The 14,649-nt window shown below is 72.2% G+C and carries 10 protein-coding genes; 6 read left to right on the top strand and 4 right to left on the bottom strand.

Going from position 1 to position 14,649, the window contains the following annotated elements; all coding sequences use genetic code 11:
- Positions 1-14: 14 nt before the first annotated feature.
- Positions 15-686 (bottom strand): GOLPH3/VPS74 family protein, encoded by a 672-nt coding sequence (locus ACZ45Q_RS17870; protein ID WP_468261725.1) that lies wholly within the window; start codon positions 684-686, stop codon positions 15-17.
- A gap of 337 nt (positions 687-1,023) precedes the next feature.
- Here ACZ45Q_RS17870 and ACZ45Q_RS17865 point away from each other — a divergent pair, with 337 nt between their 5' ends.
- The 4 genes from ACZ45Q_RS17865 to ACZ45Q_RS17850 all read left to right on the top strand — a co-directional run bounded on the left by ACZ45Q_RS17865 (position 1,024) and on the right by ACZ45Q_RS17850 (position 6,983).
- Positions 1,024-2,649: an ABC-F family ATP-binding cassette domain-containing protein gene (locus ACZ45Q_RS17865; protein WP_468261723.1), complete on the top strand. Its 1,626-nt coding sequence runs from the start codon at positions 1,024-1,026 to the stop codon at positions 2,647-2,649.
- A gap of 10 nt (positions 2,650-2,659) precedes the next feature.
- A complete protein-coding gene (locus ACZ45Q_RS17860) occupies positions 2,660-4,930 on the top strand; it encodes an ATP-binding cassette domain-containing protein (protein WP_468261720.1) in 2,271 nt (756 codons plus the stop codon).
- A 96-nt stretch (positions 4,931-5,026) separates the two neighbouring features.
- Positions 5,027-5,803: a dimethylargininase gene (gene ddaH / locus ACZ45Q_RS17855; RefSeq protein ID WP_468261718.1), complete on the top strand. Its 777-nt coding sequence runs from the start codon at positions 5,027-5,029 to the stop codon at positions 5,801-5,803.
- A gap of 205 nt (positions 5,804-6,008) precedes the next feature.
- Positions 6,009-6,983 (top strand): acyl-ACP desaturase, encoded by a 975-nt coding sequence (locus ACZ45Q_RS17850; RefSeq protein ID WP_468261716.1) that lies wholly within the window; start codon positions 6,009-6,011, stop codon positions 6,981-6,983.
- Between the two features lie 41 nt (positions 6,984-7,024).
- Here ACZ45Q_RS17850 and ACZ45Q_RS17845 read toward each other — a convergent pair whose 3' ends face one another.
- From ACZ45Q_RS17845 to ACZ45Q_RS17835, 3 genes are all read right to left on the bottom strand, one after another.
- Positions 7,025-7,270, bottom strand: a complete 246-nt coding sequence (locus ACZ45Q_RS17845) for a WhiB family transcriptional regulator (RefSeq protein WP_468261714.1) — start codon at positions 7,268-7,270, stop codon at positions 7,025-7,027.
- 182 nt (positions 7,271-7,452) lie between these two features.
- A complete protein-coding gene (locus ACZ45Q_RS17840; protein ID WP_468261711.1) occupies positions 7,453-8,628 on the bottom strand; it encodes a LacI family DNA-binding transcriptional regulator in 1,176 nt (391 codons plus the stop codon).
- Between the two features lie 90 nt (positions 8,629-8,718).
- A complete protein-coding gene (locus ACZ45Q_RS17835) occupies positions 8,719-9,717 on the bottom strand; it encodes a multicopper oxidase domain-containing protein (RefSeq protein ID WP_468261709.1) in 999 nt (332 codons plus the stop codon).
- Positions 9,718-9,927: 210 nt separating this feature from the next.
- Between ACZ45Q_RS17835 and ACZ45Q_RS17830 the strand changes: the two genes are divergently transcribed.
- Positions 9,928-12,405, top strand: coding sequence for a ThuA domain-containing protein (locus ACZ45Q_RS17830; protein WP_468261706.1), 2,478 nt, complete (start codon positions 9,928-9,930; stop codon positions 12,403-12,405).
- A gap of 14 nt (positions 12,406-12,419) precedes the next feature.
- Complete coding sequence (locus ACZ45Q_RS17825) at positions 12,420-14,606, top strand: OmpL47-type beta-barrel domain-containing protein (protein ID WP_468261829.1); 2,187 nt, start codon at positions 12,420-12,422, stop codon at positions 14,604-14,606.
- Positions 14,607-14,649 lie beyond the last annotated feature (43 nt).

The following is a 14,649-nucleotide window of genomic DNA, read 5'->3' as shown; positions in this document are numbered from 1 at the left end:
CCGCGCGGCCGGCCTCAGCGGCCCGTCGCGGCGGCGGCCCCGGCGCCCGCCGTGCCCAGCGCCGCGCACAGTTCGCCCAGGATCGTCCGCAGCCCGGGCCCGGCCACCGCACGGTCGGCCAGCTCCCCCAGCCGCTGCGCCCGGCGGGCGGGGTCGTCCCGCGCGGCACCCAGGGCGCGCAGTCCCGCGGCGGCACCCAGGGTGACCGCGGCGGCGTCGCGGGCGGGCACCCGCCCGGGCGGATGCGGGCCGGCCAGGACGCACCGGGCCTCCTCGTGCAGGGCGTCCACGGCCGCGGGCCGGGCCGGCACGTGCTCCACGGACGGGAAGACGCCGAGCACCCGCTTCTTCTCCGCGCGCAGCCACCCCTCGGCCACCAGCTGCTCCCGGACGGCGTCGAAGGTGATGCGCGTCCGCAGCGTCACCCAGGTGCGCCAGGGGCGCGGCAGTGACTCGCGGACCAGGTCCAGCAGGCCGTCCAGGACGGGGTCGCCGGTACGGGAGTCCAGGTCGGCGGGGGTGACGATGCCGTCGTCGTCCCGCAGCAGACCCCGCCGGGCCAGTTCCAGGAGCGCCCCGGCCCGCACCAGGCGGTCGGGGCGGGCGCCGGCCGTGGCCGCGGGCGGTGTGGTGTCCCAGGCCAGCAGGCAGAGCCGGGCCGGCAGCGAGAGCGGGCCATCGGTCACGGGGACTCCTTCTGCTCCGAACGCGGGAGCGGGACAAGGGGGGTTGACACTGCCGACGAGGCTCCTATACGCTGTACAGCGGTCCTGTTGCCGTCGATTGGAGAAGGACGTTGCTCGTCTGAGGTCCTGAGACACCGCGTCACACCTGAAGTGTGTGCGCAGCGTGCGACCTCGGCATCCGAGCCGTCCCCCGACGAGCAGGGCTTTCTCTCCGCCCCGGCCCGGTCTTCCGGCCTTGGGGCCTCCTCTCCTCGGCGGTTCTCCCCCGGTGGTCGCCCCCTTCGGTGTCTCGATACGCGTTTGCCCCTGATCGCTTCAAGCAACCGCGGAGGCCCGCATGCCTACTGCCATCAGCTGTACGTCCCTCTCCTTCGCCTGGCCCGACGGCACGACCGTCTTCGAAGGGCTCGACGCCGCCTTCGGCCCCGGCCGGACCGGACTCGTCGGCGTCAACGGTTCGGGCAAGTCCACCCTGTTGAAACTGATCGCCGGGGAGCTGGCCCCCGCCGACGGCTCCGTCCGGGTCGCCGGCGAACTCGGCTACCTCCCCCAGAACGTCACGCTCGACACCGCCCTGCGGGTCGACGCGGCGCTCGGCATCGCCGCACAGCGTGCCGCGCTGCACGCGATCGAGGCGGGCGACGTGGCCGAGGAGCACTTCGAGACCGTCGGCGACGACTGGGACGTCGAGGAGCGCGCCCTGGCCACGCTCGGCGAGCTCGGCCTCGGCCACATCGGCCTGGACCGCACGGTCGGCGAGCTGTCCGGCGGGGAGTCCGTGCTGCTCCGGCTGGCGGCGCTGCTGCTGCGCCGGCCGGACGTCCTCCTGCTGGACGAGCCGACCAACAACCTCGACGTCTACGCGCGGCGGCGGCTCCACGCGGCCGTCGCGTCCTGGCCCGGGGTCATGATCGTGGTCAGCCACGACCGGGAGCTGCTGGAGCTGGTCGACCAGATCGCCGACCTGCGCTCCGGCGAGCTGACCTGGTACGGCGGGAACTTCTCGGCGTACGAGGAGGCCCTCGCCGTCGAGCAGGAGGCGGCCGAGCGCATGGTGCGGGTCGCCGAGGCCGACCTGCGCAAACAGAAGAAGGAGCTGGCCGACGCCCACGTCAAGCTGGCCCGCCGCAAGCGGTACGGCCAGAAGATGTGGGACACCAAGCGCGAGCCCAAGGTCGTCATGGGCGAACGCAAACGCCAGGCCCAGGTGGCGGCCGGCAAGCACCGCATCATGCACGAGGAGAAACTCGCCGAGGCCAAGGAGCGGCTCGACGAGGCGGCGGAGGCGGTCCGGGACGACGACGAGATCCGCGTCGACCTGCCGTACACGGCCGTCCCCGCCGGCCGCACCGTGCTCACCCTGCGGAACCTGGAACTCGCCTACGGGGCCCGGGCGGAAGGAGGTCTGGATGTCCACGGTCCGGAGCGGATCGCGCTGATCGGGCGCAACGGCGCGGGCAAGACCACGCTGCTGCGCACCATCGCCGGGGACCTTGAACCGGTGGCGGGCGAGGCGACGGCCCATGTGCCGCTGCGCTTCCTGCCGCAGCGCCTGGACGTGCTCGACGGCGACCTGAGCGTCGCCGAGAACGTGGCCCGGTTCGCCCCGGGCGCCACCAACAACCGGATCCGGGCCCGGCTCGCCCGCTTCCTGTTCCGGGGCGCCCGCGCCGACCAGAAGGCGGCGACGCTGTCGGGCGGCGAACGCTTCCGGGCGGCCCTGGCCGCGCTGATGCTCGCCGAGCCGGCGCCGCAGCTGCTGATGCTGGACGAGCCGACGAACAACCTGGACCTGGCGAGCGTACGGCAGCTCACCTCGGCCATGGAGTCGTACGAGGGCGCGCTGCTGGTCGCCAGCCACGACCTGCCGTTCCTGGAGTCCATCGGCATCACCCGCTGGCTGCTGATGGAGGAGGGAGAACTGAAGGAAATCACGCCAGAAGCTGTCGGGTTTCCCGCCTAGCGTCGCCGGCATGAGCGACGGCACGCATGAGTTCATCACCATCACCGGGGCCCGGGAGAACAACCTCAAGGACGTCACCCTCCGCATCCCGAAGGGCCGGCTGACCGTGTTCACCGGCGTTTCGGGATCGGGGAAGTCCTCGGTCGTGTTCGACACGATCGCGGTGGAGTCCCAGCGCCAGCTGAACGAGACGTACACCTGGTTCATCCGCAACCGGCTGCCCAAGTACGAGCGGCCGCACGCGGACGAGCTGTCGGACCTGACCCCCGCGATCGTCGTCGACCAGCGGCCGGTCGCGGGGCACTCCCGGTCCACCGTCGGCACGATGACGGACGTCCACTCGGTGCTGCGGGTGCTGTTCTCCCGGCACGGCACCCCCGGCGCCGGACCGGCGACGGCGTACTCGTTCAACGACCCGTCGGGCATGTGCCCCGGCTGCGACGGGCTCGGCCGGACGGTACGGCCCGACTGGGACCGCATCCTCGACCCGGACCGGTCGCTGGCCGGCGGAGCGGTCCGCTTCCCGCCGTTCGCGGCGGGGACCTGGCAGGGGCAGGCCTACACCAACAGCGACGAGCTGGACCCGGACAAGCCGGTCGGCAGGTTCACGGAGGCCGAGCGCGCGTTCCTGATGCGCGGGCGGCCCGGCAGCAAGGTCACCGTGCGGGGCACCGGCGGCACCTGGACCACCGAGTACGAGGGGCTCGCCGACCGGTTCGAACGGCTGTACCTGAAGCGGGACCTGTCGGCGATGAGCGAGAAGACCCGGGAACTCGTCCGGCAGTTCCTCGTCGAGGGCACCTGCGCCACCTGCGAGGGCGCCCGGCTGAACGCCGCGGCGCTGGCGAGCCGCATCGGCGGCCGGTCGATCGCCGACTGCGCCCGGATGCAGGTCACCGACCTGATCACCGTACTGAAGGAGATCGACGACCCGGTGGCCCGGCCGATCGCCCGGGCCGCCGTGACCGCGCTGGAGCGCATCGAGGCGATCGGGCTCGGCTATCTCAGCCTGGACCGGGAGACGTCCACGCTGTCCGGCGGCGAGGGGCAGCGGCTGAAGACCGTGCGGCACCTCGGCTCCAGCCTGACCGGGATGACGTACGTCTTCGACGAGCCCAGCGTCGGGCTGCACCCGCGCGATGTCGGCCGCCTCGGCGACCTGCTGCTGCGCCTGCGTGACAAGGGCAACACGGTGCTGGTCGTGGAGCACGACCCGGACGTCGTCCGGCTCGCCGACCATGTCGTGGACATGGGTCCGCGGGCCGGCGCGGACGGCGGCCGGGTGGTGTTCGAGGGGACGCCGCGGGAACTGGCCCGCGCCGACACGCTCACCGGCCGGTGCCTGGGCCGGCGCACCGCGGTGAAACCGGCGCCGCGCACCCCGGCCGGCGGGCTGTGGGTGAAGGGGGCCGGCCGGCACAACCTGCGGGACGTGACGGTGGAGTTCCCGACGGGGGTGCTGACCGCGGTGACCGGGGTCGCCGGGTCGGGCAAGAGCACGCTGGTCGCGGAGTTCACCGCCGCCCACCCCGGTACCGTGGTGGTCGACCAGTCCGCCATCGGGATCTCGGCGCGGTCCACCCCGGCGACCTACCTGGGGATCATGGACACCGTACGGAAGATCTTCGCGCGCGAGACGGGCACCGATCCGGGGCTGTTCAGCTTCAACTCGGCGGGCGCCTGCCCGGCCTGCGAGGGCCGCGGGATCATCTGCACGGACCTCGCCTTCATGGACCCGGTGACGACGACGTGCCAGGCGTGCGAGGGGCGGCGCTTCCGGGACGAGGTGCTGCGGCTGACGGTGGCCGGCAGGTCCGTCGCGGACGTGCTGGAGATGACCGCGGGCGAGGCCCTGGACTTCTTCGCCGACCGGGGCGTACGGCGCCGACTGCGCTCCCTGCACGACGTCGGACTCACGTACCTCACCCTCGGCCAGCCGCTCTCCACGCTCTCCGGCGGGGAGAGGCAGCGCATCAAGCTGGCCACGCGCCTGCACCGCACCGGCGCCGTGTACGTCCTGGACGAGCCGACGACCGGCCTGCACATGTCGGACGTCGACGGGCTCCTCGCCCTGCTGGACCGGCTGGTCGACGCCGGCAACACGGTCGTGGTCGTCGAGCACAGCCTCGACGTGGTGGCGCACGCCGACTGGGTGATCGACCTCGGTCCGGACGGGGGCCGGGACGGCGGCCGGGTGATCTTCGAGGGCACCCCGCAGGACCTGCTCACCGCCCGGGGCAGCACTACCGGCGAGTATCTCAGGAGGGCCACGGCCCGCTGACGGGGGTTTCGTCCGCGCGGGCGGGCACTGCATGATGGCGGACCGGCGCCGCACCACCGGGCGCCGGTCCAGTCACCCCGATACGGAGACCCGCACGTGCCCAGCAAGAAGGCCCTCGTCCGCCGCCCCAGCCCGCGCCTCGCCGAGGGGCTGGTGACGCACATCGAGCGGGAGAAGGCCGACCGCGACCTCGCGGTCGAGCAGTGGGAGGCGTACGTGAGCGCGCTGCGCGCCCACGGCTGGGAGACGCTGGAGGTCGACCCGGCCGACGACTGCCCGGACTCGGTGTTCGTCGAGGACACCGTGGTCATGTACAAGAACGTCGCCCTGATCACCCGGCCCGGCGCCGAGTCCCGCCGGGCGGAGACCGCCGGCGTCGAGGAGGCGGTGGCGCGGCTGGGCTGCTCGGTGAACTGGATCTGGGAGCCGGGCACCCTGGACGGCGGTGACGTGCTCAAGATCGGCGACACGGTCTACGTCGGCCGCGGCGGGCGCACCAACGCGGCCGGCGTCCAGCAGCTGCGGGCGGCCTTCGAACCGCTGGGCGCGCGGGTCGTCGCCGTGCCCGTGAGCAAGGTGCTGCATCTGAAGTCGGCGGTGACGGCGCTGCCGGACGGGACCGTCGTCGGGCACATCCCGAGGATGGACGCGCCCTCGCTGTTCCCCCGGTTCCTGCCGGTGCCCGAGGAGTCCGGCGCGCACGTGGTACTGCTCGGCGGCGACAAGCTGCTGATGGCGGCGAGCGCGCCGCGGACGGCGGAGCTGTACGCCGATCTCGGCCATGAGCCGGTGGTGGTGGACATCAGCGAGTTCGAAAAGCTCGAGGGGTGTGTGACCTGCCTCTCGGTACGCATGCGGGAGCTGTACGCCTGACGGCTCACCCTCCTGCATCCGGGCCCCGGGACCTGCGGTTTCCGGGGCCTTTCCGTATCACGGACGCGGCGCTGATCAGCGGCCTTTACGCCGCGTTTAACCTACGGGGTCGTAACCTACGGCTTCGTAGCCTACGATCCCGTAAGTTCGGTCCGGCACCGCTCGCCGGGCCTCTCCGCTGTACCGCACGTCCCCTGGAGTTCACGTGACGATCACCTCTCCCCCTCTCGGTAGTTCCGCCGGCTGGACCGACGCCCGGTTGCTGTACGCGCTGGAGGAAGTGGTGGAGAAGGAACTCGACCGGCATCTGAAGGTCGCCAAGGACTGGATGCCGCACGAGTACGTGCCGTGGAGCGACGGCCGCAACTTCCCGGGCCAGTTCGAGGACGGCGAGGCCTGGGAGAAGGAGCAGTCCAAGGTCACCGAGATCGGCCGCATCGCCCTGGTCGTCAACCTGCTGACCGAGGACAACCTGCCCAGCTACCACCACGAGATCGCCAGCCTCTTCGGCCGCGACGGCGCCTGGGGCACCTGGGTGCACCGCTGGACCGCCGAGGAGGGCCGGCACGGCATCGTGATGCGGGACTACCTGCTCACCTCCCGCGCGGTCGACCCGGACAAGCTGGAGGCCTTCCGCATGGCCCACATGAGCGAGGGCTTCGAGTCGGACAACCGGCACTCGATGCTGCACTCGGTCGCCTACGTCGCCTTCCAGGAGCTGGCGACCCGCATCTCGCACCGCAACACCGGCCACCAGTCCGGCGACCCGGTCTGCGACCGCATGCTGGCCCGCATCGCGACCGACGAGAACCTGCACATGGTCTTCTACCGCAACCTGCTCAAGGCCGCCTTCGAGCTCGCGCCCGACCTGACGATGCAGGCCGTGCGGGACGTCGTCGTCAACTTCCGGATGCCCGGCCACGGCATCCCCGGCTTCGAGCGCGCCGCCGCGCAGATGGCCATCGGCGAGGTGTACAACCTGCGCATCCACCACGACGACGTGCTCCAGCCCGTCCTGCGCTTCCTGAAGATCATGGAGATCGACGGGCTCGGCCCCGAGGGCATGCAGGCGCAGGAGGAACTGGGCCTGTACATGGGCGGACTGGACGCCGAAGCCGCGAAGTTCGACGAGAGGCTGGCGGCCCGCAAGGCGCGGATGGCGGCGCGGGCGGCGGGCTGAGCCCCGCTCCCCCGCCACGGCGGACACCCCGGGCGGGCGGTCTAGCGCGGGGTGCGCCGCAGGGCCAGCCGTTCCTTCTCCGACAGGCCGCCCCAGACGCCGAAGCGCTCGTCGTGGTCGAGCGCGTACTCCAGACAGGCCGCCCGGATCGGGCAGAGGCCGCAGATCCGCTTGGCCTCGCGTACGGAGCTGCCGGGCTCGGGGAAGAAGAACTCCGCCCCGGTCTGCGCGCACAGCGCCTCGTCCTGCCAGACGAGGCCGGGCGCCGTGTTGGTGTCGATGTGCATGCCCGGGATCGTGCCGGTCGGCGAAAAACGTTCGATCAACGAGCGGTCAACGCCGCCCGGCACGGCCTCCGGCCCCACGATGGTCTCCCCTGCGCCCCGGCCACGCACGGCGGCGCGCGCAACGCGCCTTGCACCGCCGGCCCGCCCGCCCGCCACGGCTGATTCCGGCCGGCCGGTGCCGCTCAGGCCGAGGCGCGGCGGATCAGCGTGGTCGGGAGGACCACGCCGGCCGGACGGGCTGCCCCGGCGGTCCGCGGCACGGCGGTGCCCGGGGCGGCGGTTCCGTTCACGGCTGCGGCGCCGTGCCGGGCAGCCCCGGCGGCCGTCCCGCCGGCCGCCGCCGTCCCGTTGCCGGTGACGGCGTCGGCGTCGGCGTCGGCGTCGGCGTCGGCGGATTCCAGCCCGTGCAGGAGCAGGCGGGCCATCAGCCGGCCCATCTCCTCGATGTCCTGGCGGACCGTCGTCAGCGGCGGGTCCGTCTGCTCGGCGACCGGCAGCATGTCGTCGAAGCCCACCACGGCCACGTCGTCCGGCACCCGCCGCCCGTGCTCGCGCAGGACGCGCAGGGCGCCCGCGGCGGTGAGGTCGTTGGCCGCGAACACCGCGTCCAGGCCGGGACACCGCTCGAGCAGTTCCCGCATCGCCCGCTCACCGCCGGCGGGCGTGAAGTCGCCGTGCGCGACCAGCTCCGGGCCGGTGTCCGGCCGGACGTCCCGGAAGCCCGCCAGGCGGTCGGCGGCGGAGGTCTGGTCGAGGGGGCCGGTGATGTGCGCGACACGGGTGCGGCCGAGCCCGGCGAGGTGGCGCACGGCGGCCCGGGCCCCGCCGCGGTTGTCGCTGTCGACGTAGACCACCGCGTCGCCCCCGCCGTCGCCGTCGCTCCAGCCGGGCCGCCCGCCGAACACGGTCGGCACGCCGGCCCGCCGGATCAGCCCGGGCAGCGGGTCGTCGAGGTGCAGGGAGAAGACCAGGGCACCGTCGACGTGCCCGCCGGCCAGGTAGCGCCCGACGCGGGCGTGGTCCTCGCGGCCCTCGGTGAGCAGCAGCACGAGCTGGTTGTCGTGGGCCGTCAGCTCCTTGCTGATGCCGCGCAGCTGAAGGGCGAAGTAGGGATCGGCGAAGACCCGGGTCTCCGGTTCGGCGACCACGACGGCGACGGCGTCGTGCCGTCTCGTCACCAGGCTGCGGGCCGCCTGGTTGGGGACGTACCCGAGTTCCTCCACCGCGCGCCGCACCCGTTCCACGAGGGACTCACGGACGCCGGCGGTGCCGTTGACCACCCGGGACACGGTGGCCCGAGAGACCCCGGCCCGCGCGGCCACGGCCTCCAGCGTGGGACGCGGCGCGGTCTCGGTCACGAAGCGCTCCTCCTCGGCGGCTGCGGCCCAGGATAGCGCCGGGTCGCCGGTCAGCAGCGGGCGCCGCCGTCGGCACGGGCACCCCCGCGCTCAGTGCTCGTGCACCGGGTCCGCCCCGGTGTCCCGTCCCGCGCCGTGCGGATGGTGCGGCTCGTACCCCGGTATGGTCCCGTCGGCCTTCTTCACCAGGAACAGACCCACCATCCCCATGTCGGAGTGGCTCTGGACGTGGCAGTGGTACATCCACGCCCCGGCGCCCACGCCCTCCCCCGCGATCACCTGGAAGCCGAAGGAGTCCGCCGGTCCGCAGATCTTGTTGTCGACGACCTGACTGGGGTCGTCGGGGCCGGTGAGCATGCCGGTGCGGTTGTCCGCCCAGCGGTGCCCGTGCATGTGGAAGGTGTGGTAGAACTCGCCGTGCGTGATCACGATGAACTCGACGCGGTCCCCCACCGTGGCCTCGAAGTCGGGTCCGGTGTGCGGGTCGCGGTTGTTGATGAGCATGTCGTTGAAGACGACCGTGTGCGTGGCGTCCGGCAGGACGTCGCCCTTGCGGCGCACGATCACGGGGCCGTACAGGCCCTTGCGGATGCCGCCGGTGCCGTGTTCGGTGCCGACGACGTGGTCGTGGTAGTGCCAGTAGCCGGCGCTGCCCGCCCGCCAGGTGCCGTCCTTGCGGCGGCCGGGGGCGTGGGTGCGCCAGGTGTAGGTGCGGGTGCCGCCGGGCGGCACGTCGCTCTTGTTCATCCTGGTGCCGTCGCTGGAGATCTCGTAGTCCAGGCCGTGGACGTGCAGGCTGGCCGGGACGTCCATGGTGTTCTCGAGGGTGATGTGCACCGTGTCGCCCTCGTTCAGCTCGATCAGCGGGCCGGGGATCGCCGCCTTGCCCTTCTCGAAGCCGTAGCCCATCTGCCCGTCGGGCAGCTTCTCGGCGTAGAGCTTCAGGTGCCGCACCTCGCCCCCGGCCGGCGCCGTCTTGGCGGGGGCGGCGGGAGGCGGAGCGGCGGAGGACTCCTGCGTCAGCGACAACGATGTCGCGACGGCCGCGCCGCCCAGCAGCACTCGCCGGTTGAAGCCGCGTCTGTCCATGACGAACTCCCCACACTGGTACGGATGTTGCGGAGACAGGACCACTGATGGGCCGTCAAGAGCCGTGATGCGCCGAGGAGACGGTACCGGCCACCCCGTGGTTTATCCACAGTCAGGACAAAGTTCGGTGCAACTCGGTGATACCTATTGGCGGGACACGCAAAGCGGTCTACCTTCCTTGGCGCTGCTGCCGTGACCGAGGAGGTGCCCATGCACTTGCGAGGGTTGAGCGCGAGAAGAAGAAGGTGGGCGGCCGTCGCGACCGCCGGGTTCGTCGCCGGCGGGCTCCTGACGGGGCCCGCCGCCAGCGCGCGCCCGGCGCCCGAGCCGCCTTTGACAACGATGTCGATCAAGTCGCCGCCGGGCGGCGCCAACGTGCGGGTCCTGGTCTTCCACGGGTCCGCCGCGCCCGGTGAGGAGTCACCGCTGGTGAACGCCGGGATCGCGGCCATCGAGCGGATCGGGCTGTCCGGTCCGGCCGAGGAGCGCTTCCGCGTCGAGGCCACCGAGGACGCCTCGGTCTTCACCAGCGAGCGCAAGCTGGGGCGGTACAACGCGGTGGTCTTCCTGACCGGCGGCGGTGACGTCCTCAGCCCGGAGCAGGAGGCCGGGCTGGAGGCGTACATGGAGGCCGGCGGCGGGTTCGTCGGCATCCACGACGCGGCCCGCGCGGAGCCGTACTCGGACTGGTTCACGGGCCTGGTCGGCGCCCGGCCGGCCGCGTCGAGCCCGGCGACGGTCCAGCGGGCCACCGTCGAGGTCGGCGACCGCCGCCATCCGGCCACCAAGGACCTTCCCGTGCAGTGGAAGCGCCCCGACAAGTGGCTGAACTGGGCGGAGAACCCCTCCGGCGACGTGCACACCGTGGCCCGGGTGCGCGAGTCGACGTACCAGCCGGGCGAGGGCGCCAACGGCTGGGACCACCCGGTCAGCTGGTGCCGGGACTACGACGGCGGGCGGTCCTTCTACACCGGCATGGGCGGGACGGTGTCGTCGTACGACGAGACCGACTTCCGCGCGCACCTGCGCGGCGCGCTGCTGTGGACGACGCGCCTGGTGCGGGCCGACTGCAAGGCGACCATCACCGGCAACTACACGGCGGAGCGGCTCACCGAGCCCAACCAGCCGGGGCGGAACGACCAGATCGGCGAACCGCACGGCCTGGTCACCGCGCCCGACGGCCGCGTGTTCTACATCGGCCGCGGCGGCGCCGACGCCTCCCAGCCCGTCGTCACCGACTGGAACGACCCCGACATCGGCAAGGGCAAGGGGCAGATCCACGTCTGGGACCCGAAGACCGACGAGGTCACGCTCGCCGGAGAGCTGACCGTCTTCGGCAACAAGGGCGGCGGCGACGAGCTGACCAAGGTCGAGGAGGGCCTGCTCGGCATCGAGCTGGACCCGCGGTTCGAGGACAACGGCTGGGTGTACCTGCACTACACCCCGCACTCGGAGATCGACCGCGAGACCCACATGGCCGAGCGGCGCGTCTCCCGCTTCACGCTGGACCAGGAGACGAACAAGCTGGACCCGGGCAGCGAGAAGGTGCTGCTGAAGTGGCCCGTGCAGATCCACAGCTGCTGCCACGCGGGCGGCGGCATGGCCTGGGACTCCAAGGGCAACCTGTACATCGCCACCGGCGACAACAACTCCAGCGGGTTCAGCGGCGGTTACTCGGGCAACAACCCCGAGCCGAACTTCAAGGGCGTGTCCTTCGCGGACGCCCGCCGCACCGCCGGCAACACCAACAACCTCAACGGCAAGATCCTGCGCATCCACCCCGAGCCCGACGGGACCTACACCCTGCCCGAGGGCAACCTGTTCACCGGCGAGGAGACGGACGAGGGCGGCGGCAAGACCCGCGGCGAGATCTATGTGATGGGCGTCCGCAACCCGGCGCGCATCTTCGTCGACAAGTCGACCGACATCCTCTACGCCGGCTGGGTCGGCCCGGACGCCGGTTCGCCGTCGCCGACCTGGGGCCCGGCCAAGTACGACACGTTCGCCGTGATCACCGAGGCGGGCAACCGGGGCTGGCCGTACTGCATGGGCAACAAGCAGCCGTACCGGGACCGCAACCTGCCCGACCCGTCGAAGCCGCTGGGCTGGTACGACTGCGACGCCCCGAAGAACGAGTCGCCGAACAACGACGGTCTGGTCAACCTGCCGCCGGTGACCGGCAACAACATCTGGTACTCCCCGCAGGGCGGCGCCCCGGACTTCCCGCGCGACGAGAACGGGGTGCCGTCGTACAAGGCCGAGGAGGCGACGTACGGGCTGCCGTGGCTCAAGGGCGGCGGCCAGGCGGCGATGAACGGGCCTGTCTACCGCTACGACGCGGACAGCACCAGCGGCACCAAGTGGCCGGCCTACTGGGACGGCAAGTGGTTCGTCGGCGACTTCTACGACGCCGACCAGCCGCGCAACGCGGTGCTGATGGACCCGAGGACACAGGGCGACGGCGGACTGCCGGTGCACTCGGAGTCGCTGAAGAAGATCGTGCCGGTGGGCGACGACGGCATCAGGAACCTGATGGACTGGAAGTTCGGACCGGACGGCGCGCTGTACGTGCTCGACTACGGCCGCGGCTTCTTCACCTCCGACTCCAGGTCGGCGCTGTGGCGCGTCACGTACACGGGCGGCGGGCCCACCCCGGCCGCCGGAGAGCTGGCGAGGGGGAACCGGTGATACGCGAACGAAGAATCTGGGCAGCACTGTTGGCGGGCCTGCTGGTGATGCTCGGCCTCCAGGCCGTCCCTGCGGCCGGGCAGCCCCGGGCCGCGCAGGCGGCGGCCGAGCAGCAGGTGCTCACCTGGACCGCCGGCGACCCGATCGACCGGTATCTGTCGGCGCCGGAGACGGCGGTGGCCGGCCCGGCGACGATCGTGTTCGAGAACAGCGCGGCGACCGGCAACACCACCGGCATGCCGCACACGCTGACGTTCGTGACCAGCGACCCGGAGTACAACAGCGACGTCCAGCTGAACATCCTGGCCAACCCGGGCGACGACCAGGGCGGCCGGCACACCGCCGAGGTCACGCTCACCCCCGGCCGCTACCTCTACCACTGCACGATCCCCGGCCACGGCCAGATGCAGGGGGTGCTGGTGGTGACCGAGGGCGGCGGCGGTGACGACACGACGGCGCCTCAGACGGCGGCCGAGGTGCAGGGCACGCAGAACGCCGACGGCGCCTACGTCGGTTCCGCGAGCGTCACCCTCACCGCCACCGACGCGGGCGGCTCGGGCGTCGACCGGATCGAGTACGCCCTCGGTGCCGACGGCGCCTGGCAGCCGTACACCGCGCCGGTCGTGGTCGACACCGTCGGCGAGCACACGCTCCGCTACCGCGCCTTCGACGCGGCGGGCAACGCCGCCGCCGAGAAGAGCGTCACGTTCACCGTCGTCGCCCCGCCGACGGACGACACGACCCCGCCGGAGACCTCGGCGACGGTCAGCGGCGAGAAGGATCCGGACGGTGCCTACATCGACATGGCGACGGTGACGGTCACCGCCTCCGACACCGGGTCCGGCGTCAACACCATCGAGTACGCCGTCGGCGACGGTGCCTGGCAGGCCTACACCGCGCCGGTGATGGTGCACGAGGCCGGCACGCACACCGTGCGCTACCGGGCCACCGACAGGGCCGGGAACGCGGCGGCGGAGAAGAGCGTGGAGTTCACCGTGGTCGCCGCTCCCCCGCAGGACACCGTCCCGCCGGTGACCGGCGCGACCGTGGAGGGCACGAAGAACTCCGACGGCGCCTACGTCGGCAGCGCGAAGGTGACCGTCAGCGCCACCGACGAGGGCGGTTCGGGGGTGGCCGGCATCGAGTACTCGCTCGACGCCGGGCCCTATCTGGCCTACACCGAGCCGGTCGTGGTCGACCGCGTGGGCCGGCACACCGTGGCCTACCGGGCCACCGACGAGGCGGGCAACACCTCCGAGCCGCTGACCGTGAGCTTCACGGTGGTGGCGGGCGAGGTGCCGGCGCCGCCCTGCCCGGAGTACGACGAGCGGCTCACGGTGATCGTCGGCACGGTCGACTCGGGCGTGCCGAACCGGGTGACGAACAACCGGTGCCGGATCGGCGAGCTGATCGAGGACGAGAAGGAGTGGACGTCCCACCAGCTCTTCCTGAAGCACGTGCGGGAGGTCCTGGACGCGCTCTCGGACGAGGGCGTGGTCGACCGGCGCGAGTACCGGGCGATCGAGCGGGCCGCCCGCCAGTCCGGCATCGGCAAGCCGGGGCAGACGGAGGGCTACCGCAAGATCATGGACGGCAGCCAGGAGTCCTTCGCCCGGTGGGAGCAGGTCGGCGGCGGTTCGTTCGCGCTGAACCCGGACGGGTCGATCACCTCCTCCACCACCACACCGGGCATGGGCATGCTGTGGTTCCCGGAGCGCAAGTACGGCGACTTCTCGCTGCGGCTCCAGTGGCGGGACGACGCCCCGGGCGCCGGCAACGCCAACTCCGGTGTGTTCGTGCGCTTCCCGCAGGTCCACGACCACCCGGAGGAGTCGCGTCCGGAGTGGGTCGCCATCAAGTACGGCCACGAGGTGCAGGTGCTCGACCGGCCCGACGGCGACATGTACAAGACGGGCTCGGTCTACGGTTTCGACCGGGTGGGGCTCGCCGGGGCCGGTGTGACGGAGAAGGGCACCTGGAACGACTACGAGATCCGCGTGGTGGGCCAGCACTACGAGATCTACCGCAACGGCGTGCTGATCAACGAGTTCGACAACGTGGGCGGCCAGGAGTTCACCCCGCCGCGCGCGGACGATCCCGGCACGGACGGGCGGCGGTACGCCTCCGGATACATCGGGCTCCAGGTGCACGGCACGACGGACGTGGTGTCGTTCCGGGACGTCCGGATCAGGGAGTTGTAGGACGGTGGGTCCGGGAGCCGGGCGCGCGCCCCGTGCCCGGACC

It is taken from the genome of Streptomyces sp. NPDC031049 (assembly GCF_055571015.1).
Note: the sequence above shows the minus strand (reverse complement) of the source record. Positions and strands in the feature narration are given on the sequence as shown.